The organism is Cerasibacillus terrae, assembly GCF_008039555.1.
In the GTDB taxonomy this organism is placed as follows: domain Bacteria; phylum Bacillota; class Bacilli; order Bacillales; family Amphibacillaceae; genus Cerasibacillus; species Cerasibacillus terrae.
Map to the genome: position 1 here is coordinate 1 of NZ_VDUW01000008.1, position 25,510 is coordinate 25,510.

22 protein-coding genes and 1 pseudogene are annotated in these 25,510 nt (G+C 34.4%); 5 read left to right on the top strand and 18 right to left on the bottom strand.

Annotated elements, in window-relative coordinates; translation table 11 throughout:
* Nucleotides 1-262: 262 nt before the first annotated feature.
* Both FHP05_RS15770 and FHP05_RS11120 read right to left on the bottom strand, forming a co-directional pair.
* A pseudogene (locus FHP05_RS15770) lies at nucleotides 263-403 on the bottom strand (DUF960 family protein); the annotation flags it as partial.
* Between the two features lie 314 nt (nucleotides 404-717).
* Nucleotides 718-1,176, bottom strand: coding sequence for a hypothetical protein (locus FHP05_RS11120; RefSeq protein ID WP_230973993.1), 459 nt, complete (start codon nucleotides 1,174-1,176; stop codon nucleotides 718-720).
* A gap of 1,255 nt (nucleotides 1,177-2,431) precedes the next feature.
* Here FHP05_RS11120 and FHP05_RS11125 point away from each other — a divergent pair.
* Nucleotides 2,432-3,175, top strand: a complete 744-nt coding sequence (locus tag FHP05_RS11125; protein WP_147668252.1) for a hypothetical protein — start codon at nucleotides 2,432-2,434, stop codon at nucleotides 3,173-3,175.
* A 196-nt stretch (nucleotides 3,176-3,371) separates the two neighbouring features.
* Nucleotides 3,372-3,503 carry a hypothetical protein gene (locus FHP05_RS15665; RefSeq protein WP_269144282.1) on the top strand — a complete coding sequence of 44 codons (132 nt, stop codon included), beginning with the start codon at nucleotides 3,372-3,374 and terminating at the stop codon, nucleotides 3,501-3,503.
* 67 nt (nucleotides 3,504-3,570) lie between these two features.
* Here the strand turns inward: FHP05_RS15665 and FHP05_RS11130 are convergent, their stop codons facing one another.
* The 3 genes from FHP05_RS11130 to dacB all read right to left on the bottom strand — a co-directional run bounded on the left by FHP05_RS11130 (nucleotide 3,571) and on the right by dacB (nucleotide 6,751).
* Nucleotides 3,571-4,383, bottom strand: a complete 813-nt coding sequence (locus tag FHP05_RS11130) for a hypothetical protein (RefSeq protein WP_230973994.1) — start codon at nucleotides 4,381-4,383, stop codon at nucleotides 3,571-3,573.
* A 170-nt stretch (nucleotides 4,384-4,553) separates the two neighbouring features.
* Nucleotides 4,554-5,033: a 23S rRNA (pseudouridine(1915)-N(3))-methyltransferase RlmH gene (rlmH, locus tag FHP05_RS11135; RefSeq protein WP_147668255.1), complete on the bottom strand. Its 480-nt coding sequence runs from the start codon at nucleotides 5,031-5,033 to the stop codon at nucleotides 4,554-4,556.
* Nucleotides 5,034-5,158: 125 nt separating this feature from the next.
* Nucleotides 5,159-6,751, bottom strand: coding sequence for a D-alanyl-D-alanine carboxypeptidase/D-alanyl-D-alanine endopeptidase (gene dacB, locus FHP05_RS11140; RefSeq protein WP_147668256.1), 1,593 nt, complete (start codon nucleotides 6,749-6,751; stop codon nucleotides 5,159-5,161).
* Between the two features lie 181 nt (nucleotides 6,752-6,932).
* On the opposite strand from dacB, the gene FHP05_RS11145 reads away from it, so the two are divergent.
* Both FHP05_RS11145 and FHP05_RS11150 read left to right on the top strand, forming a co-directional pair.
* Nucleotides 6,933-7,475, top strand: coding sequence for a GNAT family N-acetyltransferase (locus tag FHP05_RS11145; protein WP_147668258.1), 543 nt, complete (start codon nucleotides 6,933-6,935; stop codon nucleotides 7,473-7,475).
* 25 nt (nucleotides 7,476-7,500) lie between these two features.
* A complete protein-coding gene (locus tag FHP05_RS11150; protein ID WP_191126335.1) occupies nucleotides 7,501-7,935 on the top strand; it encodes an SLAP domain-containing protein in 435 nt (144 codons plus the stop codon).
* A 146-nt stretch (nucleotides 7,936-8,081) separates the two neighbouring features.
* On the opposite strand, the gene FHP05_RS11155 is transcribed toward FHP05_RS11150, so the two are convergent.
* The 12 genes from FHP05_RS11155 to FHP05_RS11210 all read right to left on the bottom strand — a co-directional run bounded on the left by FHP05_RS11155 (nucleotide 8,082) and on the right by FHP05_RS11210 (nucleotide 23,761).
* Nucleotides 8,082-9,797, bottom strand: coding sequence for an ABC transporter ATP-binding protein (locus FHP05_RS11155; protein ID WP_147668262.1), 1,716 nt, complete (start codon nucleotides 9,795-9,797; stop codon nucleotides 8,082-8,084).
* Between the two features lie 273 nt (nucleotides 9,798-10,070).
* Nucleotides 10,071-11,270 (bottom strand): S1C family serine protease, encoded by a 1,200-nt coding sequence (locus FHP05_RS11160; RefSeq protein WP_147668264.1) that lies wholly within the window; start codon nucleotides 11,268-11,270, stop codon nucleotides 10,071-10,073.
* A gap of 77 nt (nucleotides 11,271-11,347) precedes the next feature.
* Entirely contained in the window at nucleotides 11,348-12,133 is a 786-nt protein-coding gene (locus tag FHP05_RS11165) for an MBL fold metallo-hydrolase (protein WP_147668266.1), read from the bottom strand.
* Entirely contained in the window at nucleotides 12,130-13,059 is a 930-nt protein-coding gene (locus FHP05_RS11170; RefSeq protein WP_147668268.1) for a two-component system regulatory protein YycI, read from the bottom strand. Before FHP05_RS11170 ends, FHP05_RS11165 begins: the two co-directional genes overlap by 4 nt.
* Nucleotides 13,060-13,061: 2 nt before the next feature.
* Nucleotides 13,062-14,384 (bottom strand): YycH family regulatory protein, encoded by a 1,323-nt coding sequence (locus tag FHP05_RS11175; RefSeq protein ID WP_147668270.1) that lies wholly within the window; start codon nucleotides 14,382-14,384, stop codon nucleotides 13,062-13,064.
* Nucleotides 14,374-16,215: a cell wall metabolism sensor histidine kinase WalK gene (walK, locus tag FHP05_RS11180; protein WP_147668272.1), complete on the bottom strand. Its 1,842-nt coding sequence runs from the start codon at nucleotides 16,213-16,215 to the stop codon at nucleotides 14,374-14,376. The genes FHP05_RS11175 and walK overlap by 11 nt, the downstream gene beginning before the upstream one ends.
* Before the next feature lie 12 nt (nucleotides 16,216-16,227).
* Complete coding sequence (gene yycF / locus FHP05_RS11185) at nucleotides 16,228-16,926, bottom strand: response regulator YycF (protein ID WP_147668274.1); 699 nt, start codon at nucleotides 16,924-16,926, stop codon at nucleotides 16,228-16,230.
* Between the two features lie 227 nt (nucleotides 16,927-17,153).
* Nucleotides 17,154-18,437 carry an adenylosuccinate synthase gene (locus FHP05_RS11190; protein WP_147668276.1) on the bottom strand — a complete coding sequence of 428 codons (1,284 nt, stop codon included), beginning with the start codon at nucleotides 18,435-18,437 and terminating at the stop codon, nucleotides 17,154-17,156.
* 236 nt (nucleotides 18,438-18,673) lie between these two features.
* Nucleotides 18,674-20,038, bottom strand: a complete 1,365-nt coding sequence (gene dnaB / locus FHP05_RS11195) for a replicative DNA helicase (RefSeq protein WP_407923438.1) — start codon at nucleotides 20,036-20,038, stop codon at nucleotides 18,674-18,676.
* Nucleotides 20,039-20,185: 147 nt separating this feature from the next.
* Nucleotides 20,186-20,632, bottom strand: a complete 447-nt coding sequence (gene rplI / locus FHP05_RS11200; RefSeq protein WP_147668280.1) for a 50S ribosomal protein L9 — start codon at nucleotides 20,630-20,632, stop codon at nucleotides 20,186-20,188.
* Nucleotides 20,629-22,593 (bottom strand): DHH family phosphoesterase, encoded by a 1,965-nt coding sequence (locus FHP05_RS11205; protein WP_147668282.1) that lies wholly within the window; start codon nucleotides 22,591-22,593, stop codon nucleotides 20,629-20,631. Before FHP05_RS11205 ends, rplI begins: the two co-directional genes overlap by 4 nt.
* 223 nt (nucleotides 22,594-22,816) lie before the next feature.
* Nucleotides 22,817-23,761, bottom strand: coding sequence for a YybS family protein (locus FHP05_RS11210; RefSeq protein ID WP_147668284.1), 945 nt, complete (start codon nucleotides 23,759-23,761; stop codon nucleotides 22,817-22,819).
* Nucleotides 23,762-24,032: 271 nt separating this feature from the next.
* Between FHP05_RS11210 and FHP05_RS11215 the strand changes: the two genes are divergently transcribed.
* Nucleotides 24,033-24,530 (top strand): DUF1189 family protein, encoded by a 498-nt coding sequence (locus FHP05_RS11215; protein ID WP_147668286.1) that lies wholly within the window; start codon nucleotides 24,033-24,035, stop codon nucleotides 24,528-24,530.
* Between the two features lie 19 nt (nucleotides 24,531-24,549).
* Here FHP05_RS11215 and FHP05_RS11220 read toward each other — a convergent pair whose 3' ends face one another.
* Nucleotides 24,550-25,482 carry a helix-turn-helix transcriptional regulator gene (locus FHP05_RS11220; protein ID WP_230973995.1) on the bottom strand — a complete coding sequence of 311 codons (933 nt, stop codon included), beginning with the start codon at nucleotides 25,480-25,482 and terminating at the stop codon, nucleotides 24,550-24,552.
* Nucleotides 25,483-25,510: the final 28 nt, after the last annotated feature.

Sequence of the window (25,510 nt, forward strand, 5' to 3'; positions counted from 1 at the left end):
GTTACCGCCATAAAGAACAAATCCATGATAGATGATGGAAATAACCATACAAAAAAATGGTTCCGAGCAATTTTTAATGCTTGGAACCATTTTTTATACTATTTTGAGCTAGTTTTGTCCCAGCCTCATCTTTTGTTCTTTAACTTGCCTAAAAAGCTTTGAATAAAATCAACTTTCTCTAGTTAATACAGTTAGGAGTGAGCCAAGGAGTTCAATGAAAACTTCTTTAATGACTTCTTTTTTATTCATCCAAAATCACCTCTCAGTAATCACTAGGAAACAACATCATTTGGTATTCATCGCTGTCCATGCACCAGATTATTCGATTAATAGGTGTCGTATGCTTTAGCTGAAAGATCCATCTCATTCTTCTTTCAGGTACTTCCTGGCGATGAACGATGTGCTGCTTCCCGTGGCATTGCTTTTAATTCAAATACTTGTAAGTAATCGAGCTCTAAATCGTTCTTGCTTTGTTTATTAATTAAATCCCACCTTTTGTATTTCTACGTGAATGACTTCGCCAATCATTCTTGTCATGTATCTTTTCTTTTTGTTTGAAAACATATTTAGTCTCCTAATTTTCTAACCATTTTTCTGTTTTGTAGGGCAGTGTGCCTTCAAGAAAGTAAATAATGAACATTTGATAATCTTGCATGATTACAATGCGAAAATACTTCACTCCATCTATTCGTTCTGTATCGACGTACTCAATGTCATTTACATAGTTTTGTAGCATTCTTGCATCATTTGCATGATTGAAATGATAGATACAAGCCCAAGAAGGTAAAGAGAAGGCTCGAATCTCTTCACCTTTGTTTTCTGCTTCGTACCATAACAGGAATAAGATTTAATACCTTTGTCATTAGTTGGATAGGTAGTTGTTTTCTTTAACGAAAATTGTTTTAACCGATGACGCTCTACTTGTGTTAGCTGGTACTGCATCGGCATCAGACTATCGTTTACTTGTGTTGCAATTTGATAGTAATTATGAATGCCAATAACCATACTGTTATAAATTCGAACGTTCTTGATCAATTCATTTCTGTCAGGAACTTTTTGCATGAGCTTGATTTGTTTTTTGAGTTGCTCCTTAATCCTCTTTCGTTCTTTTTCCGTTATATGTGATTGACAAACATATTTTCTGCGTCTAAAACGGTCATATCCTTTTCGTACCATTTTCAGTTCAAAGCCAAGAAACTCGCTACTTTTCTTTTTCAGATTTGTAATTTGAGATTTCTCTTCAGAAATAGGTAGACTTAACCGTTCTTCCAGCCACCTCCGGCTAGATTTCGGTTACAACATACATAGTACTACGACAACTTTCAGCTGTCTTTATCGAGCTTCACACCCTATTTTTATACATATTCGAATAACGCATGTCGGAGTATCAGAGAAAGCACTTCAAGACGCTACCCTATCATTCTACCTATCGAGTTAAGAGTTCACGATTCTCTTACTTGTCAAATTGACGTTCGGATTCGTGCGTAACTTTTTCAGTTACGAACGTGTCGCACGGTGATTGTGTCCTACAATGATCAAAACGGAATTGGATAGAATTGCTGTTCTCTTGGATGTACAATTGAAGCGTTAAACTTCCCACACGACATTTGTTGGTGGTAGTTGGTTGATTCTTTGTGTCTAGAAAATCACGATGAAATGTTCACGATTAACCTCACCTAGAAAGTCTCTTAATAGTTCATAACTGTCATCAGGACTACGAATGACACAATACTTATACAACATACTGCTTCCTTAAACATCTTTAAGTTGATGACATTTACTCATCTTGCTGGTGTATGCTTTGGTTCCTCCTCTTTCCTGCAATAGTTTCAATTGTTCTTGTCTTACTTGATAGTCTTTCATTATTATTTCCTCCCTAGTTGAGATAGTAGTTAATGAAGGTGAATCACCTTCAAGGAAATAATATATATTTATATTCCAGTTCCTACGTTTCGGTAGAAGGTTACAGTTCAAGCAGGACATTAAAAAAGGAAGCAGGCTCATCTTGGGTGGATGAGTCTGCTTCCTCTTTTTGATTAAAGTAACGTGTTACTTCACGATTCATTTGTATTTGGATTATATCTATCTCTCGATCTTCTGAAATGGTTATTTTATGGATGAGTGCATGTAGTAAGGCTTTCCTTTGTTCTCTTGTAAGTGCTTCCTAATAACTTATAGAAAAGTTTTTCATGACCTATTTTACAGTTTTGTACTCTACTTGTGGAATGTTATCAACGGGTAATTTACCCTCCAATCAATCTACATCCCTATGCACTATTCCATCCCCTCTGTTTGTTTTTTCAATACATTTATCATGAAGCTTGTTTGGTTGCTGGAGAGTGAGCCTGTCACCGTGTTTTTTGTTGTGTTATAGTTATGTAGAAATTAAATTTGAAGTTAGTTTGATTAAGGGTAATGTCAGGAGGTTACAATGAATTTCACACTGAATAATTTAGTACCGATAGTATCTTTTTTACTTTCCACACCCCCAATTGTATATTTAATTGTCAAAGTCATGTCTCGGAACCATATTGAAATCGTTTTAGAAGACAAGTACAAAAATAAAATGAATGAGCTTGCGATAATACTTATTATCTCACTAAGTTTAGCAATTATAATATCTATGTCAGCAAATTCATTGTTTAAAGAGAATGTCAATGATTTTATCACTAATGTTCTCTTAATTATTCTTCCCTTTATATTTTTAGTGTATATTATTACGCTTCTCATATCATCCATTAGTTTAAATGTTAATCAATCTGGAATAATAAGAAATAAACAACGCGTCTCAAAATATTACAAAGTGAACTTTATCATTCAATTTTTATCTATACTTTGTATAAACGCTATGTTATTCATTCTCATAAGTGATCAGGAAGCTGTTGAAGAAAAGGCAATTATAGTGGCCATCATTGCATTAATGTATATGCTCTCTATACTTCTCCTAAATTCTAGTTTGAGTAAAGTAGTTAAAAACAAGAACCACTATGAAATAAGGATTATTGACAATAAGCTGAATGAAACTTTAAAAAACCTTATATTATTGTATTCTTTGAATAAAGAAATGCTTATCATGAGGAACAAAGTAGACGTAGATAAATCAATCAATGATTTAGAGGATTTTTATGTATACTATTTAGATTCAGGTTTTATCCATCGATATAGAAAATATTAGGGACATGGGGGAGAAGTCCCGCGTTTGGTCTTTTCTACAGAACTTTTTTGTTCAGTTTATTCCCAACAAGTTAGCGATTGAATATAATGGGATAAATGGCACGGATCAAACAAATTGGAGGAAGATATGAAACGTCAAAAATTGCTAAGGATATTTTCTACCGAAGTGGTTCAATTTTCAAGTGCGATGGTGATACATGGCGGTAAACTTAAGAAAGTATGCTGCTAAAAATATAAATCCAACAATAGATAATGGAAATAATCCAAATCAAAATGGCTCCAATCATCAAAGAACGATGATGGGAGCCATTTTAAAATCTTTCGGCTAGTTATTTCCAGTCCCTTGTAACTATTCCACAATCGCGCTCCGATTATGAATGAAATTTATTATATTACTTACTGATAAATTGCTAAGACTTCTAAAGTAACTACATCCTCTTCACTTTTGATATTTTCAATACCCTCAATCTCTTGGTCTTCCATTTGTCTCCTCATAGCTCTATTTAATGAAAATAAATCCTTCATTACATCAAATACAATTATAGGAGTATTTTTGACCTCTTTACGAGTCAATACTTTAGCAATTATGGTCACTTCTTCATCTTCAAAGTCCTCTAACTCTGCCAATTGATATTTTAAATTATTTGAATTTAACTTAGAAAAACCAATTCTACTATCAAAGCTATCGCAATCAAAAAACATAGGAATCTTTGTACTTTCCTTCCCAAAGATTTTATTAAATATTTCTTCCTCACCTTCATTTTCTAGATCCATTTGTGCAGTTAACATAGGTCTAAAATCGTTAATTAAATCCATCATATCGAATTGCTCTGGAATATTAAATACACCTTCAAAACGTATAATTGCTGTTTTAGGAACAGTTTCAATATCAAATTCTTGATTTTTTATCATATCAAAATAATTATCTTTACTATTTTTTTCAAGTAGCTCTTCAAATTCATTACAATCCAAAATTGGATTATCTACAATTTCTCCCTCAACTTCATCAACATTATCATAGTTTCCTGATGCAATAGTGAGACCCCCTCGAACAGATTTAGAGGTATTCTTCCTAAATTTCCTAATATCAACTTGTCTTTCACCTTTTAATAAAGCACTATATCCCGCAACTTTTTGTGAATCAAAGTAAATTAGATTCTTAAACATTTGCTTAATATCCCACCTTGTATTCTTTCTTTGCCTTTCCACATCATTTTATCACTCTTCTTCAACAAGCGCCCGATTTTGTCGAATAAACATCATTTAGCAATTATTGTACCATACTTAAATTATGCACACTTATATCCTTATATTAGACTTATCAATCAGTCTATCTAATACTTTCATATGTACTGTGAATGTTTTTTTCTGTTTTACCACTATTTGTGATACGGTTCTCCCCGCATAATCCGAAATCCTCGATACACTTGCTCCAACAGTATAAGTCGCATCAATTGATGAGGAAAGGTCATCTTAGAAAACGACAGGGCATAATTACTTCGTTTCCGAACGGCTTCACTTAAGCCAAGTGATCCGCCAATAACAAAGGCGACTTTGCTTTTCCCATATGTAGCTAGTTCGTCTAGTTTTCCAGCTAATTGTTCGGATGTAATCATTTTTCCTTGCAGATCAAGTGTGATTACATATGTATCAGGGCTTATCTTTCCAAGGATACGTTCGCCTTCCTTTTGTTTTACTTCCTCTTCTTCTTTTTCACTTAATGTTTCTGGTGCTTTTTCATCGGCTACTTCCACAATTTTTACTTTTGCATAGGTGCTTAATCGTTTTAAATATTCATTGATTCCTTGTTTTAAATATTTTTCTTTTAATTTCCCTACAGAAATAATAGTGATATTCATATATTTTCTTCCTTCTTTATTAGCTTGTTTTTATATAGTGTAGCAAATATGCATCGGATTTCTAAGCATTATCAAACATTAAAAAGAAACTGTCATCCTTTTTATTTACTCAGCTTGTCTTTACTCTATTTAAATTCATGCTCTGCCAAAATAGTCACAATTTCATCTTGTATATCTGTCAACGTACTCCCGATTTGGTTATTAAATAAAATAGAAAATATCATTTTTTCGCCATCACGTGATGTTACATAACCAGAAAGGGTGTTTACCCCTGTGAGGGAACCCGTCTTGGCCTTCACATTTCCTTTCACTGGTTCTTCTGTCATACGAAAACGGAGGCTGCCACCAACCATTCGCTCAGGTTCACCTGCAATTGGTTGGGCATTTTCAAATATCGGAAACCATGTTTCATCTTGCACCTCGTAAAGTAGTTGTGTTAGGGAATCAGCTGTGACAATATTTTTATGGGACATTCCGCTTCCATCTCGTAATAAAATATGATCTTCATCCATTCCAAATTCTACTGCCTTTTCTTCCATGACTTCTAGGCCTTTCTCCCAGCTTCCTTCTCCGTGGGCGACTTGTCCCATTTCTTTCACAAGCATTTCTCCGATACCATTATTACTCAGCTTCATGAAAGGAATCATGATTTCCTTTAATGGTATTGATTGTTTGGATGTAAGAAGGGTCGTCTTTTTTGGTGCTTTTCCTCTTTGTATCTTTGATTTCCCAATAATTTGGATACCGTGTTCTTCTAGGGATTGTTTAAAAATATCTAATGTGTAAATGGTTGGGTCTTCCACAGAACGCCATACCTTTGTTTGTTTTGCTTGAAGGGGGATTTCTCCTTCAATAAGTAAATGGTTTTCTCCATGTTGTCTCTCCACGGTTATCGAATGATTTGTATTTGCCTCAACTGTTTTTGCTTTGTTAGTGATTTTCATGATGCTTGTTTCTGGGGTTAGTTTTACAGTAGGGGGAGCATCTTGCTTTTCTCCTGGAAATACTTCGACAATGACAGAACTTGTATCATAATCTTCATCCGGTGATAGGGTTAATGCAGATACTGGAGCACCTGTGTAGTTATATTCATCAGACCAATTTAAATCTTGAGAATAACGAATATTATCATACCAGCTATCATCACCAATTAAATTTCCGTTGATTTTCTGAATTCCTTTTTCTTTGAGTTTTTTCGCAAATTGGTCGAGGTCCTTTTTTAATAATGTCGGATTACCTTTACTAATTAAAAATAAATCTCCTTGTAAAACAGATCCCTTTAGCTTTCCATCTGTTACGAGCTCTGTTGGGAACTGATAGTCAGGTCCGAGTACATCTAATGCAGCTGCTCCGGTTAATAGTTTCATATTGGAAGCTGGATGGAGGTGGTGATTTCCATGATAATTATATATTTTCTCCGCATCCTGTGCTTTTTGAACACTTACACCAATACTGACACCTTCTAATCGCTCATCTGCTAAAACGTCATCAAGTTTTTGCTTTAATGCTTTATCTCTTAGGGGAGGCTTTTGAAGACTTAATTTCCTTATATAACCATTTCCTTTTCCAATTTGTTCTACCTTTTCTCCTATATTTTTCTTTATATCGATATCTTCGCTTCCCTTTACTTGTTCTAAATGATTTCCTTGTAGGCAAATGATGAAAATAAAAGTAAAGAAGAGAAGTACATATTTTTTATAACTTTTTTGTTCAAACACGGATACACTTCCTTCCTAACTATCCATCATAACGGTTAAATATATTTTCATACCTTTAATATTTTAATTGATATTTTATTTTACTATAGCATATATTCCTACAATTGGAATATTTTCCATCCAATTCCTTAAAAATATGGTAAGATATATAAATATAATCATATAGAATAGGGGGTATCGGATGTTTGTTTATGAGGTGGATGAGGAGCTAACATTAAAAATGATGAATACAAGTAATGCGGAAAAGTTGTTTTCTTTAATTGAACATAATCGAGACTATTTACAAGAATGGTTGCCCTGGGTGAATAGTACAACGACAGTGGAGCACTCTAAGCAATTTATTGAAAACGCCTTTCAAACTCATGCAGATCGTGTTGGTCTTACTTCCGGAATTTTTTACCAAGAAAGTTTGGTTGGTGTAATTGGATTCAATGAATTTGATTGGAGAAATAAAATCGGGTATATCGGATATTGGTTATCTAAAGATGCTCAAGGGAAGGGGATTATGACAAGAGCAGCTAGAGCTTTAATAAATTATGGATTTGAAATACTAGATTTAAATCGAATTGATATTCGTGCGGCTGTTGACAATAAGAAAAGTCGTGCCATTCCAGAGAGACTTGGCTTTAATCAGGAGGGAATACTAAGGCAAACAGAGTGGCTGTATGACCATTATGTGGATCATGTGGTGTATGGAATGTTAGCAAATGAGTGGGGAATTTAATACAAAATAAGAAGGGAGAATACTCTTGGAAACGCAATTAAAATTAGATTTAGATCCTGCATGGGAAAAGACATTATCAGGAACACAAAAACAACAATTACAAGGAAAAGTTTCTACTTTAGATCATTCAATCGATTTATTTCATATTATTTGTTTTCATACAAATCAGAAGAAAAATGGTGGTTTTGTCCTGTCCTTATTACTATGCAATTATTTAAAACAATCTCTACCATTAAATCAGGTCAAAATAGACATTACCAATAGGGAAAAGGGGGTATTTATTAATGGGGAATTCACTCCACATATTGTTCTTAAACCTCGCACAGTAAAACCATGGTCCTTTATCTTTGAACCCGAACAAACAACCATCCGTAATAAACACTTCACCGAAGGAACCATTACATTTCAAATAACATCAAATGAAAACCCGATACTTTATCATGACACGTTTATTATGTAGCTAAAAGTGGAGGGAAATGAAATTTATTCTACCATTAACTTATCTGGAATACGTTATTTCATTCAGGAAAATTTCCAGGGAAATATCGACATTTTTTTCAGCCATATAACAAAAGGGATTTCCTAATCCATAGGAAATCCCTTTTTCTAATTCATTTGTACATGATGTAATTGGGCGAATAGACCATTTCGTTTTACTAAATCATCATGTTTTCCTTCTTCTTCGATTCCATTTTCCGTAATAACCATAATTCGATCTGCATTTCGAATGGTTGCTAAGCGGTGAGCGATGACAATGGTTGTACGGTCTTTCGACAATTCTTCTAATGCTTGTTGAATGATTCTTTCTGTTTCTGTATCTAAAGCAGATGTTGCTTCATCTAAAATTAAGATTGGTGGATTCTTTAAAAACATCCTGGCGATAGCAATTCGTTGTTTTTGACCACCAGATAATTTCAATCCACGTTCACCTACTTGTGTTTCATAGCCATCTGGTAGTTTCTGAATAAATTCTTCCAGATGTGCTCGACGTGCTGCTTCTTCTATTTCTCTATCTGTTGCATGTAAATTTCCATAGGCAATATTTTCACGAAGCGTCCCTGTAAATAAAAAGACATCTTGTTGTACAATTCCGATTTGGCTACGGAGGGATTTTTTAGTCATATCGCGGACATCTACACCATCAATAGTTATTTGACCACTATCTACATCATAAAATCTTGGTATTAAAGAGGATATGGTCGTTTTTCCTGCGCCAGATGGTCCTACTAATGCAACGGTTTCTCCGGCCTTTAAATTAAAACTCATCGATTTCAAAATTGGCCCCTGTGTTTTTTCATAACCAAAGGTGACTTTATGGAAAGAAATAAATCCCTTTAATGATTCCACATGTTTGGCGTCTTTTTTATCCACAACATCTGGTGAAATATCAAGCATTTCTGTGAAACGTTTAAAACCTGCCATTCCTTTTGGATATAATTCTAGAAGGGCGGTTATTTTTTGGATTGGTTTAAATAATACATTCGTAAATAGAACGAAACTGACAAGTTCACCATAGGTTAATTGATTCTGGAATACAAGCCACGCACCATAAATTAGCACCACTAACACCATGACACGCATCATCATATAGATACTCGAATTTACAAAAGCCATCACACGGTATGCACCCATTTTGGCAGTGAGAAAACGTTGATTGCCTTTTTTAAATTTCTCTCTTTCAAAAGGTTCATTTGTAAATGCTTGGACTACTCTTGCGCCTGAGACAGCATCCTCTACTTGGGAGTTAATATCTGCTATTTCTTTATACATTTCTTGCCATGCTTTATTCATTTTTATATTACTATAAGCCATCAAGAAAATCAGAATCGGTACTATAATTAATAGAATAACAGCTAGTTGGAAATTAATCGTAAACATAATAATGAATGCACCCAAAAATGTCATCGCAGCAATAAAGAAATCCTCTGGTCCGTGATGGGCAAGTTCACCGATTTCAAATAAATCATTTGTAATTCGGCTCATAATATTTCCGGTTTTTGTGTTATCAAAAAATCGGAAATTTTGCTTTTGCACATGATCAAATAATTCTTGCCTGAGATCTGTTTCTATATTTAAACCAAGTTTATGTCCCCAATATGTTACAACATACTGTGCTGCCGTACTTAATAAGTATATGAATAAAAGCAATATCCCAACTACAATGATTAAATTCCAGTCACCTCGAGGTAATAAATCATCAATAAATTTCTGTACTGCAACTGGAAAAACAAGTTCCAGTAGAGCGACAAATACAGCACATGTAAAATCAATGATAAATAAACGCTTATGAGGTTTATAATAAGAGAAAAATCGCCTAATCATTTCTTCACTTCCTTCTGTCCACCATTTAAAACATATAAAGTTGTTTATCCACAAAGATATCCACATATGCACATTTGTTCTTATCTATATAGTATTAGAACTTATGTTCACCACAAAATATAGTTTTTTTCATTTTCTTATTCACATTATGTGGATAAAGGTTCGAAATTTGTGGATATCTTTGTCTCAGTTAATATTTATTTCTTATACACATGTTGATTATTATGATAAACAAGCTATCTCTGCCAACGAGAGATAGCCTTTTTTAAAAATTTATTCCTGTTTGCCAAGTTTTACTTTTACTTCTTGATGTTTACCATTTCGGTAATAAGTAATTAACAAATCATCGCCAACCTTTTTTTCCTGATACAGTATTTTACGTAAATCTATCATATCTTTTACTTCTTTACCATCTAGATGGGTAATCACATCCAAACGGTCCAAACCCGCTTTATCTGCTGGTGACAATGATTCGATACTCCAAATATAGACACCACCTGGTAAATCCTTTGGAAGATTTAATGTATCACGCCATTCTCTTCTAGGTACCTCTTCTAACGGATAAATTTCTACTCCAAGATATGGGCGTGTGACAGTTCCTGTTGTTTCTAGTTCTTCCATAATCGGAAGAGCTGTATCAATTGGAATAGAAAAACTCATTCCTTCAACAGCAGATTCATTAATTTTCATGGAATTAATTCCAATTAATTGCCCACCCATATTAATCAATGCACCACCACTGTTACCTGGATTAATTGCTGCATCTGTTTGAAGTACTTCTGCTTGCCAATCGGAACGACCATCCTGGTTAAAATCTTGGGGAATCGTTCGCTGCTTCCCACTAATGATTCCCTGTGTGACAGATCCTGCAAACATATGCCCTAAAGGATTCCCGATTGCAATAACTGGTTCGCCTACTTTCACCGTTTCTGATGAACCAATGCCAATCACATGTGGTATCGATTTACTATCAACACGTAAAACGGCTAGATCAGAGAATAAATCACTGCCTAATAATTCTGCACGAATGCTCGTCTCATCATATAGGATAATTTCTATTTCATCGGCACCTTCAATCACATGATGATTTGTGACAATATAGCTATATTTATCCTCATTTTTATAAATAACACCAGACCCTGTACCAGCTTGACTTGCTTCTTCCTCCGGGTTCCATAAGGTTCGATTGCTTTGCAATTGTAAATTCGTTACACCAACAACAGTAGGGGCAACCTCTTCCACAATATTCGTAATTTGTGATGTTATATTTAGCTTAACATTCCTCACAGAAGGAGATAATTGGGATTGATTCGTATTTCGATTTAATCCATCCTTTTGTGCTTGATCAAATAAATAAGGTTTTATCAGAAAGACAAGAACAGCACCAATTGTTATTCCTAAGATTAGTATGAACCAATTCCTTTTCGGTTTTTTATACCGATTGGTTGAGCGTTGATTATCATAATAACCCAAGTTGTCACTCCTCGATTAATAAAAATAATGGGAATATCTTTATTATCGACAAAGTAACTCATCTTCATACGAAAAACTCATCCTACTTCATATAAGCCTGTTGCCTTTTTTGGATCGGTATCATATAGTTCGATATCAATTCCACGTTCTTCAAGGATTTGTCCCACTGTCATTCGGGCCAGGTCCTTCATATTATTTTCTTTACTTAAATGGCCAAGATAAATTCTTTTTGTACGATTCGATATAATATCAGCAAGAGCTAAGGCACTGTCTTCATTCGATATATGACCTGAATCACCGAGAATTCTTCGCTTCACACTCCATGGATAGCGACACATGCGAAGCATTTCTACGTCATGATTCGCTTCGAAAACATAAGCATCTGCATCCTCAACTGTCTTTTTAATTCGCTCAGACACATAGCCTAAATCAGTCACAATAGCGACTTTATTTTCTTCTTGATGAAAAGTGTAGAACATCGGCTCTGCGGCATCATGGGACACACTAAAGGATTCTACATCGATATCAGCAAATGTTTGAACAGAATCAGGATTAAAATGAAACTTCTGATCTAATGTTAACTTTCCAATAGAATGTTCCATTGCTCTCCACGTTCTCTCATTCGCATAGATTGGCAAATTATACTTTCGCGCCATGATTCCTAAGCCTTTAATATGGTCACTATGCTCATGGGTAACTAATATTGCCGATATTTTGCCGGGGTCTCGATTTACTTCAGCAAATAACCGGTCCATCTCTTTTCCACTTAATCCTGCATCAACTAAAATTCTCGTCTGATCAGATTCAATATAAAATGCATTCCCCGTACTACCAGAAGCTAATACACTAAAACGTAAACTCAATCTGTTTCACTCCGATTATCTAAATAAATCATCTTATTTTCCAGCATCTCAACAATGCTCTTTTTCCAAGAAATATCCTTATCATGTTTTATTTTTTCTAATACATTTGATACATGTGTAGCCAAAAACTCTTCATGATCACTAGAAAAAACAATACCTTCTGTTGCATTAACGAAAAAATCTTGCTCTTTATTAACAGAAATATTCCATGTCGGAAGGAAAACTTGTACACCATCCTCTAGAGGGACAACCGTATGATACCCAACTGACATCTTTGTTACAGTATCTCCTGGAACGATTTGTTGACTATTGTATAGTCTTCCTACCGCTTCCACTGGATGAATGAGTGACTTTTTCTCACTGTTAATAATTGCCTCATCCAAGCATGTCTGTGTGTATAGAACCATCTCATTTTTTTCATTTAAATATACGACAATAATTCCACTCGAATTATAATAAATTGGTCTACCATTTTTTACTTGAAAAAAATAAATGACATTTTTCTCCTTATTCCAATCTCCAAATCGATATTCTTCTCCATGAAGCATATTCGCCTGAATTACCTTTTGAAACTGTTCATCGGTAGTCTTATTCGTAAGTGGAACAGGCTCTTTAAATTGTGAAATAACGAGATGATTCTCGTTTGTCACCATTACATCCTGATTCGGCATTTTTTCTAATCTTTTTCTTTCTTCTTTAGAAAATGCCTTTTGTTTTACTTTAATAAAGGATTCCTTTACTTCCTGTTCTGGCATATTTTCAATTGTAATATCATCATCTTTTAATTGTTGTTCTAATGTTACATCTTTATCTTCTAGAAAACCGATATCTGTTGCTTGCTGCTTTTCTAAGAATTGAAAAACAAGATAAACATCCAATATCAAAAAGCAGAGGATAAATAACGTTTTTATTTGGCGCCACTGCATCTTCAGTTCACCTCTTTTTCTTCTTCATTCATGTCTATTTTTACCCATGAATCTTTATAATTTATAAACCAGGATGGTTCTAATAAAATAATATAAGAAGAAATATCTCGGTAAACTAAATCATATCCAACTCGAATATCTGTTATATAGTCTAAATCATATTTTGATTGATTATTTAAGTAGTTAACAACACTAAGACCTGACTCCAGTTCAATCATTTCTTCATCAATCTTGTCACTTATTTGAAATAATGGTCTTTTATATTTAAATAAAATCTGCTTATACCACTCCTGTATAATTTGGGAATCGTTCCCGCCTAATATCGGAACACCATTATTATACATTAGAAATTTAACTTTTTGTTCAGACATGTCCAATGACTCCAAATGAAATTCTTCTGTCCAACCTTTATGTTCATTTATATTTTCAATGCTTTTATCAATTAGTTCTATTGGCTTCATAGAATCTTTCATATCTACTTGACTTGGATTCGTAAACTCCATGCTCATTCGGTGTTGTCCAACCTGCATTTGGCGACGGCCATCCGTATAATTAGCAATATTTCCTTTTGAAAAATTTCTTGTCACAACGGATGGATCACTAAATAGTGCATTAATTAATTTACTTGGTGCCCGATTTAATTCTTCCACATCAACACTTAATGATCTTCTCGCTTTCTGAACAGGATCTTTTAATAAATAAATTGGTCTGACAGAATTCTCTTGAAAAGTTATATATTCTTGAAGATTTCCCTTTTTATTCATATATTTTTGTAATAAAGTAATTTTCTCTGGTTGCTGTATAGTTGCCACTGCTTGCTGTTTTCCGTCAATGGATGGAAAGTGCAAACGCATGGAAGACTGGTCCTTTTCAAAGGTAATAAAAATACGTTCAAATGACCATGTCGGTATATTTCTTACCTTTTCATTAAAATTAAAGAAATCTGACATCGTTTCTAATGGTAATGGTGTCGGAAAACGAATTTCGACTTGTCGATTTCCCTTAGGAAGGCCTGTAAACTCGCCTGCACTAAAATTATAAAGCACCCAGGTTTGCATATCTTTAAACAGTCTTATTTCATCAACGGATTGTCTAAAACCATAATGCTTACCTTCGTCATGGAACAAAATGTTTGTAGGGATAACAACATCATTTACAGTGACTGTTTTTCCATCAAGGTAGAAATCGACTTCAGGCACATATGTTTCACCTTTATCATCATAAAGTTCAAAGTTTGGTTGATATGTCCAAATATTATATGTCAATATAATACTTAAGCCGACTAAAATAAATAACACATATGTTTTAATTACTTCAATCTTCATATGGAACCCTCCGCATCCGACCCATCAATGGCATTAATGGAAGCGTAAAGTAAATGGTTGTTCCTTTCCCCTCACTACTCCTTGCCCAAATTCGACCTTTGTGTGCTTCAATTAATTCCCTGGAAATGGCAAGACCTAACCCACTTCCACCTAACTTACGGCTTCTTGCTTGGTCTGCTCGGTAAAATCGTTCAAATATCTTATCAATTTTCTCGTAAGCAATACCAACACCTTGGTCCGAAATGCTAACCAATAATCCTTGTTTTTGTTTCACAACTTTCAAGGTGACCACGCCACCTTCTGGAGAATACTTAATCGCATTGGAGATTAAATTATCCAAAACTTGCATCATTCTGTCGCGATCGATCCAGACAAAGAATTTCCCGTTTGGAATTTTACGAACAAGAGTAATATGTTCAGGGGTATTCATTTCAAAACGGTCAATAACATAATGGAAATAATTTGTAAAGTTTGTTCGTTCTCTTTCCAAACGAAAATCTTTATGATCCATTTTAGATAATTGTAGTAAATCATTGACCATTCGAATCATGCGTTCTGTTTCATTTTGCGTGACATCTAAAAATCTTGGAGCAATATTTTCATCTTTCCAAGCTCCATCACCCAATGCTTCTAAATAACTGCGCATCGTTGTTAAAGGTGTTCTTAATTCATGGGAGACATTGGAAACAAATTCGCGACGTTCTCGTTCTAAATTCTCCTCTTCTGTCACATCACTAAGCACCGTAATATATCCTGTAACATTATCTTTATCATCTAAGATAGTAGAAAAAGTTGCTCGGATGAGGTAGTCTATCTCATCCTTACCAAAGTCAATAATCATGGAGTCACTTTCTGTTAATGCCGTCATATCCAAAGTAGATTCATCTAATTGAATGATATTCAATAAAGACCTTCCATGACATTCTTCTGGGCTTTTCCCGATTAGAATTCCAGCCGCTTTGTTCATCAATGTGATAACACCATTTTCATTCGTTGCAATAACACCATCTGTCATATTAGATAATACGAGACTCATCTTTCGCTGTTCCTTCTCAACCGTTGCATAGGAAAATCGTAATTGGTCTGTCATATTGTTAAATGAGACAGCTAGTTGGCCAATTTCGTCTGTTCCATAAACATTTACCTTCTGTGTGAAATCTCCTCTAGCGATAGTTTGTGCTTGTCTACGCATTTCTTTGATTGGCTTTGTAATGGTTCGTGCTACTAAAATCCCTAAGAAGGCAGATACTGCTATTGCTAAGACTGATCCTTTAAAAAAGATCTCATTGATGTTTTGTAACTGGCTATAAACTCCCTCCATCGATGATTCTATATAGATAGCCCCTACCACTTGATTGTCTTCCCCATAAATTGGAACTGCTTTAACAAAAACACGACTTTCGGTTTTGGGGTCATACAATGTATCTTCTGGTTTAGATCCATAAATTGCCTTTTGAACAATTTCTCTTGTTGATTTTTTCCCAATAATTTCTGAGTTGTTTACCGTATCATTTGATCCGAGTACACGTCTTTGATTATTAACAACTTCTAATGTCATTATATCTTTTGTATCGATATCTGATACAATCGTTTGGATTTCTTGTTGTAATGTTGGTTCATCGTTGGAGCGATCCTTTTTAAATGCTTGTTCTAAATTATAGCTTAATAACTCTATTCGATCATTTACACTAGATTTAAAGTTGGTTGTTAGCTCTGTCTCCAATTGGCTAGCAAAATAAGCTCCAATCACTTGAACCGCTACAAGTAAAAGTAAGATATAAATAACAGTGAATTTTGATTGGATTGAGCGAAAAAAACCTACTTTATGCATAAGTACCTACTCCTACTCTGGATTTTTCATATAGTACCCAACCCCACGGCGTGTTATGATCCATGTTGGATTACTTGGATTATCTTCTATTTTCTCCCGTAGTCTTCTTACCGTTACATCCACGGTACGCACATCACCCAAATAATCATATCCCCATACTGTCTCTAGTAAATGTTCCCTTGTCATCACTTGTCCAACATTACGTGCTAGATAGTGGAGTAATTCAAATTCTCGGTGTGTTAATTCAATTTCCTCGCCTTCATTTGTTACGGTATATGAATCCATATGGACAATTAAATCGCCTATTTCTATATCCTTTTTCTCTAGTTCCTCTTCACTTGGAACATGATCTTGGCGACGTAGATTTGCTTTTACCCGTGCAACTAACTCACGATTACTAAACGGTTTTGTAACATAATCATCTGCCCCAAGTTCCAATCCTAATACTTTATCAATTTCTGCATCTTTTGCTGTTAACATAATAATTGGCATGGATTGCTTTTTACGAACTTCTCGACACACTTCATTTCCATCTTTTTTCGGAAGCATGATATCAAGTAAAATTAAATCCGGCTTTTCCTTTTCTGCTAATTCAATCGCTTCCTCGCCATCGTATGCACAGATTACATCATAACCTTCTTTTTCTAAATTAAATTTTAATATATCAGCTATTGGCTGTTCATCATCAACAACTAGAATTTTTTGTGCCATATCCCTTCATCCTTTTTTATATTTTATATGATTTCTATCAATTATTTGTAGACTTAAGTTTTTCTAAGTTAGATTAGTTGATTACTATTTACAATCCTTTCGTCTATTTTAACGTACTTTCATGGAAATGTCTTATGTTTAAAAAAGATATAACATCTTACCATATATAAAAAGAGATAATACATTGCCATTTATATAGCATCATATTATCCCTTATTGATAATCACTTATTGATATACATCTTTTACTACAACTGTTTGTGTTCGGTCTGGACCTACAGAAAAAATAGATAACGGTATCTCTGTCAATTCAGTAATTCGGTTCAAATAATTACGTGCATTCTCTGGTAATTCATTAAAGCTTTTCACATTTGTTATATCTTCTGTCCAGCCTGGCAATTCTTCATAAATTGGCTCACACTCACCAAGAACAGAAAGATTTGCTGGAAATTCTTTGATGGTTTCGTCTTTATAACGATATGCAACACAAATCTTTAATGTATCAATTCCTGTTAGTACATCTAAAAGCGTGATTGATAAATCTGTAATTCCACTGACACGGCGTGTGTGGTGAACTGCAACCGCATCAAACCAACCGACACGACGCGCACGACCAGTAGTTGTACCATATTCTCGGCCAACTTCACGGATTCTACTTCCTGTTTCATCATGTAGTTCCGTTACAAATGGCCCATCTCCAACACGAGTCGTATATGCTTTTGTAACACCAACAACACGGTTGATTTTTGTTGGGCCAACACCTGCACCAATTGTTACACCACCTCCACTTGGGTTAGAGGATGTAACAAACGGATATGTCCCTTGGTCAATATCTAACATGACACCTTGAGCACCTTCAAACAACACCCGATGCCCTCCATCCAATGCATCGTTTAATATGACAGATGTGTCACAAACATATTTCTTCATTTTTTGTCCATACGTATAATATTCTTCAAATATATCATCAACAGAAACAGGTTCTGCATCATATAATTTAGTAAATAAACGGTTTTTCTCTTTTACATTTTTCTTTAATTTTTCACGAAATATCTTCTCATCTAAAAGGTCTGCCATGCGGATTCCAATACGTGCTATTTTATCTGTATACGCCGGTCCAATACCTTTTTTCGTTGTACCGATTTTATTATTACCTTTTTCTTCTTGTAACATATCTAATTTGATATGATATGGTAAAATCACATGTGCTCGATTACTAACATATAAATTTTCATCTGAAATATTATGTTCTTGTAAATAAGCAAGTTCCTCTAGAAATGCTTTTGGATCAATAACCATTCCATTTCCAAGTACATTTTGCTTCTCTTTATAAAAAATACCGGATGGGATTAAATGGAGTTTATAGGTTACACCATTAAATTTAATGGTATGCCCTGCGTTATTACCACCTTGGTAACGAGATACTACATCTGCCCTTTCAGATAAAAAATCAGTGATTTTCCCTTTACCTTCATCTCCCCACTGTGTCCCTACTACAATTACTGAGGACATAGCACACCTCCGCTAAGTTTGTCTTCTAATTGTTATTATTTATCACAAAAGCAATTTTATCAATTATATTTTATCAAGTCAACGAAATCATGAACATTTAACAGAAAAACGTACCTATAGTTCGGGTTTTGGGTTTATTTTCACTATCTTTTATTCATTTTACACTAAAACGTAAGAAAAACAGCCTTAGTAGGCTGTTTTTTAAAAAATATTTCTATTAAATAAAAATGACATCATTAGGCCTGAGCTGGTACTGGTGGAATTTCACTGTCATCATAGCGACGGTCTAAATCAACGAATTTATTGTATTCTTTTACAAAGGCTAATTCAACCGTACCAACAGGACCATTACGTTGCTTGGAAATAATAATTTCAATGATGTTTTGTTTTTCGGACTCTTTATCATAATAATCATCACGATACAAAAAGCCAACAATATCCGCATCTTGTTCAATACTTCCAGATTCACGTAAATCAGACATCATCGGACGTTTGTCTTGACGTTGTTCTACTCCACGAGAAAGCTGTGACAGGGCAATTACTGGTACTTCCAATTCTCTTGCTAATCCTTTTAAAGAACGAGAGATTTCAGATACCTCTTGTTGCCTATTCTCCCTTGAGTTCACACTTCCTTGAATAAGTTGTAAATAATCAATAACAATCATACCTAGGCCATGTTCTTGTTTAAGACGTCTACATTTGGAGCGAATTTCACTAACTCGAATTCCCGAAGAGTCATCAATAAAAATTCCAGCATTTGATAGGGAACCCATTGCCATTGTCAAACGTCCCCAATCTTCTGCTTGTAATTGTCCATTTCTTAAACGTTGAGCATCAATATTTCCTTCTGCACATAACATACGTTGGACAAGCTGATCTGCTCCCATCTCCAAACTAAAAATAGCTACATTTTCATCTGTATTAACAGCCACATTTTGGGCAATATTAAGAGCAAAGGCAGTTTTCCCAACAGATGGACGAGCCGCAATGATAATTAAATCATTGCGTTGGAAACCTGATGTAATCCGGTCCAATTCCTTGTAACCTGTTGGAATACCAGTTACATCACTATCCCGGTTATGCAATTGATCAATATTGTCATAAACATCAATTAGTACATCTTTAATTGCTTTAAAGGCTCCGGCATTTTGCTTATTTGATACTTCCAGAATACCTTTTTCAGCTTCATTTAAAACTTCGTCCACATCATCTTCACGATCATATGATGTCGTTATGATATTTGTCGCGGTATGAATTAACCGACGAAGCAATGCCTTTTCTTCAACTATTTTACAATAGAAACCTATGTTAGCAGCTGTTGGAACACTACCAGCGACTTCTGTTAAATAAGAGACTCCACCAGCTTCATCTAAAATCTTTCTATCTTGTAGAGCAGCTGTTACGGTTAAAATATCAATCGGATCTCCACGATCTGATAAATGTAACATCACTTCAAATATTCGCTGATGTCCAGCACGATAAAAGTCTTCCGGTTGTAAAACTTGTGATGCTGTTGAAAATGCCTCAGGTTCAAGAAAAATGGCACCGATGACGGATTGTTCTGCTTCAATATTGTGTGGTGGTATACGATCATATGTCATATCACTCAATCCTGATTCCTCCTTTATGAATGAGACATTTTCATTTCTAAGCTGTTTTCATATTTTTTTGTTGCTAATTGCAATTTCACTCGTTTTTCAAAAGAAACATCTTCCAATAACAGTTTTTTAGAAAACAGCCTTTTTTAATTACTGTTCTGTTACATGTACTTTTACTGTTCCTTGTACGTCTGGGTATAATTTTACTGGAACATTGACATGACCTAATGATTTAATTGGCTCATCTAATTCAATTTTACGGCGGTCTATTTTAAACCCGTGTTCTTTTTTCAAGGCTTCAGCAATTTGTTTATTGGTAATCGAACCAAATAAACGTCCACCTTCACCAGATTTCGCCTTTATTTCTACTGTTGTTTTTTCTAAAGCCTCTTTTAATTGAATGGCTTCTTCTTTTTCTTGTTGTGCTTCTTCATCTTGTTTTCGCTTTTTTGCTTCTAATTGTTTCAAATTACCTGCCGTTGCTTCAACAGCTAGATTATTTTTTAATAAATAATTGCGAGCATACCCTGCAGATACCTTTTTCACATCACCTTTTTTACCTTGTCCTTTGACATCTTTTAAAAGAATAACTTTCATTCTTCTTCTCTCCCCTCATAATATTCATCTATAATATTTTTAAGTAATTCTACTGCTTCATCTACTGTTATATCTTCTACCTGTGTTGCTGCATTTGTTAAGTGGCCACCACCACCCATTTTTTCCATAATTACTTGAACATTTAGTTTACCAAGTGAACGGGCACTGATGCCAACTTTACCATCTTCTCGCTTGGAGATAACAAATGATGCAATTACTTTATCCAGTGTTAAGAGTGTATCTGCTGTTTGAGCAATTAAAACACTACCAAAGGTTTGATCTGGATCAGCCTTTGCAATAGCAATATGACCTCGATATATTTCAGCTGTTTCAATCAACTTACTACGTTCAATATAGGAGTCGAATTCCTCTTTTAAAAACTCTTGTACAAGAACAGTATCTGCACCTTTTGAACGTAAATAGGATGCAGCTGCAAATGTTCTTGAACCTGTTCTTAATGTAAAACTCTTTGTATCTACAACGATACCTGCTAATAATGCAGAAGCCTCTAGAATAGATAGTTTCCGTTCTTTTGGCTGGTATTCAAATAATTCTGTCACAAGTTCTGCTGTTGAAGAGGCATATGGTTCCATATAGACAAGTGTCGGATCTTCAATGAAATCCTCGGAACGACGATGGTGGTCAATCACCACTCGGTAATCTGTTTTTGTAAGTAACTTTGGAACGGCAACCATGGAAGGTCGATGTGTATCAACCACAACAACAAGACTATTTCTTGTGATAAACTCATAAGCATCTTCTGGCTCAATAAAATATTTCCATAGTTCCTCATCTTTCTTAATCGCCTCTAATAAATGATAAACCCCTGTATGCACATCATCAGGATCAATCACTATATAACCGTTAACACCATTTGCTTGTGCAATATGAAGAATTCCAATCGCAGCACCAATTGCATCCATATCTGGTACTTGATGCCCCATAATAAAGACATGATCACTTGCTTTTACAAGGCCTGTTAGGGCATGGGATATAACCCGCGCACGAACCCTAGTTCTTTTTTCCATTGGATTGGTTTTTCCACCATAAAAGCGAACTTTCCCAGACTCGTCTTTAATTGCCACCTGATCTCCACCACGACCTAATGCCAGATTCAAGCTAGAATGGGCCATCACACCAATTTCGGGTAGTGTAGCATCTCCATAGCCAATTCCAATACTGATAGTCAATGGTATGTTTTGCGTTGTGTCTAATTCACGAACTTCATCTAATATAGCAAATTTAGATTCCTCTAACTCCTGTAATATTTGTTTTGTTCCAACAGCTAAGAAACGTTCCTGTGATGTACGCTTTAGATAAAGGTTGTATTGAGTAGACCACTCATTTAAAACAGAAGTTACTCTCGAATTCAGTTTACTCTTGAATGTATCGTCCATATTTCTAGTTAATTCATTGTAATTATCAAGATAAATGACTGCGAGAACTGTTCGCTCATTTTCATATAAAGTTTCCATCTTTAATTGTGCTGTACGGTCTAGAAAATATAATAGCTTTTCTTCTTTTTTAATAAGGACTTGAAATTTATTTTCCTCATGTTCAAAAGCAACCTCTGTTTGGTCTTCATTAATTGCCGGAATAAACGCCTCAGAAATATCATCCAAGGACTTTCCAATCATATTTATTTCAAATAATTCCTCTATAAAAGGGTTGCACCATTCAATTTCATAATCATGATTGTATAAAACCATTCCGATAGGTATTTGTACTAAAACATCTTCACCAGCATGTTGAACGCGATGGGATAAAGAGCTAATATTCTTCTTTATTTGTTCATCTTTTTTACTTTCTTGTCTGACGGTATAATAAATGGACAGCATCAATAATAGTGTCATCACTATTCCTAAGCTTGCCTTCACATACCAAATGACACCTAACATCATGATTGCTATTCCATATATTACCCATAAATGGGCTGTCGATTTAATTGGGTGCTTAAACATATTTATCAGCTCCTTAAATAAAGGCGCATATAGACTATCCATTGATAAAGAAAAACACGGTAAGCAATCAGCTAACCAGTGTTTACTTTATCATACAAAGGGAGAATGAATAAAGCCACTAATATTAGACAGTTAACATAGCCCGTAATACATTTTACAGTACTTACACAATGACACCTTTGTTAATAAATATCAAAAAAATTAGAACAAACGATTTTGATATTCACTTTTTTGCTTGCATTCGTTCACGTAAAGGAAAACCTATATCGATTATACCTAAAATCCTTACGAAAGGAATAAGAATAGGTGACAAAAGGATAAGGAAAAAAGTGACAATTATTGGAATTGCTTTTGATAACCTTTTCTCATGTGCAAAGAAGAAGACAAACGAAACCCCTTGAATAGCTATTAATATACCAATGATAGCCATGATATTCTGCACACCTAGGAAGACAAATCCATTTTGGTTCATATCAAAAAAACTAATAATTAAAGCAAAGAAGTATATCCATACAACGGAAACAGGGAATCTTAATGTTCGGAATGGAGGAAATTTGAAATCTTTCTTTTCCACTCGATTCACTATTTTATATCCAATCCATTGACTTAAAAAGCTAATAAATATACTTGCAGTGACTAACATCATTGGAAATAGCTTTGTAATAAGCAACATTTGTTCTTCTAACAACTTCAACTGGTCATCTGATTTAGCTCCTATATTAAACTGTTCAAATAAAGCCTTACTTTGTTCAAGTGATTGTTGAACCATCTCTTCAAATTCTTGCATGAAATTAATTTGTAGTAATACTTGTGCAAATACATATGCAAATAAAAAGCCAATAATAAAACCAACTGTTCCTCTTGCCCATGTTTCAAAGGGACTTGCGTGATTATGCATGGCAGTTCCTATCATAATACCACCTAATGCTGGGGCAACAACTAAAGGAATCGATAAGTAAGTAGCAAATAGAGTTGTCAATATCAAGACAACTACAAAAAGAAGGATAGATGGTTTCCAATTATAACGATAAGCATACATAATAAATGGTATTGGTAACAATATACTAGCGATTAATGATACAACTGGAACAAACACAGCTATCAACAATAAAACGATAAAGACGGCTGCTAGGAGTGCACCATCTGTTATTTTCTTCGATTGATTCATCTAAATATCTCCTCTTAAAACGTAAATATATACGTATCATATTACCATATGATAACATGATTTAAATGAATTTGGGAATGGAAGGAAGTTAATTTCACATAAGGTAATACAACATTTCCTTATTATGAACTTTCATTGAACAAAACAGTTCCCATCCCTTTAACAAAGCTTCCTTTCTAGTAAAAGACTCCATCTTTATATCATTTTCATATATAATATAGATATATGTTTTTTTACTGCTTACTATATTGCATCAAAAAGGATGGAATCTATGATATTTTGGGAAGCTTTTATTCATAGTTTATCATTACCGAAGAAGAAATCTGTCTTTCGCTTAAATCGAATTGGAATGGATATCGTTGTTTTCTATTTATTTATTTTACTGCTAATTATTTCATTACCAACATTAGTTGATGTCTTAATACATGAATCAGAGTTAACTGCTCGGATGAATACTTTATTTAAAATTATCTACTTCTTTATTTTTTCTTATTTACCATTAACAATTAGCATATTCTTATTGTTTTCCCTTATTGCTTATATTGGTTTAGGTATTTCAAAACTGATGCAGCGGAAATTACATTATGCAATATTATGGAAAATGAGTGCCTTTGTCTCAACAATCCCTTTTTTAATTTATACGACTGCATCCTTATTCTACCCAGTAGATGACCGTTGGATACTAGCATTGATACCATATACACTGCTATTTTTAGTCAAAATCATTTCTATTTATCCAAAAAGGAAAAGTAAAAACGCAAAGAATTAAATAAATCTTTGCGTTATTTTTATTGCTCATAAATTACTTTCCCAATACTGTCTATATTATAACCTAAGCTGATCATCTTTTCTTGAAAAGAAGATTTTTTTAAAATGTTCAACAAGGATTGAATGACTGGAGCCGTCTTTTCATTTTTTACAATGACCAAATCATAATCTTCCTCAACCATAGGGATAAAATCAACATCTGTTACTTTTGCTGTATTTATAATGCCAACCCCGATATCTGCTTTTCCACTTGCAACAGTTGAAGCGACACCTAAATGACTTGTTTGTTCATTTTCATAACCGTTTACTATTTCTTTATCAACACCATATAAACGTAATTGTTCATCAAGTAAGGCTCTTACACCAGCACCTGATTCCCGGTTAATGATTGATATATCATTTCTTTTAAAATCTCCCCAAGAATTAATTTTTTTAGGATTTCCTTTGGCAACATATAATCCAACTTGTCGTTTCATTAACCGAATGACGACAAACGATTTACTCACTAAAATTCTTCGTATATATGGTAAATTATATGTGTTTGTCTCTCCATCATATAAATGTGTACTCACAATATCTGCCTTTCCTTGATACATCGACACAAGGCCATCTAAACTTCCTAAATGGGAGCGAAAAGGGGAATAATTGAGATTTTCCTTCTCTAATTCACGTGTTAATAAGTCTAAACTATGGTCTTGCCCACAGACAACGATCGAATGGCTATTTTCCTCTTTATTTAACGTTTTTTGTACTTCTGGTATCGAAGGAATGACTTGAACTTCTTTTTGACGTAATTTATAATTTTCCAATTCACTCGCATCGACCCGCATTTGGCGGCCAACTCGGTATGCCTGAATTTCCCCTTTTTTTATTAAATCATACACTGTCAACTTGGAAACTTTCAATAATTTAGCAAGTTCTTCTGTTGTATAAGATATTTCATGATTTGTCACTTTTGACCACCTCTCATTATATTGTAAC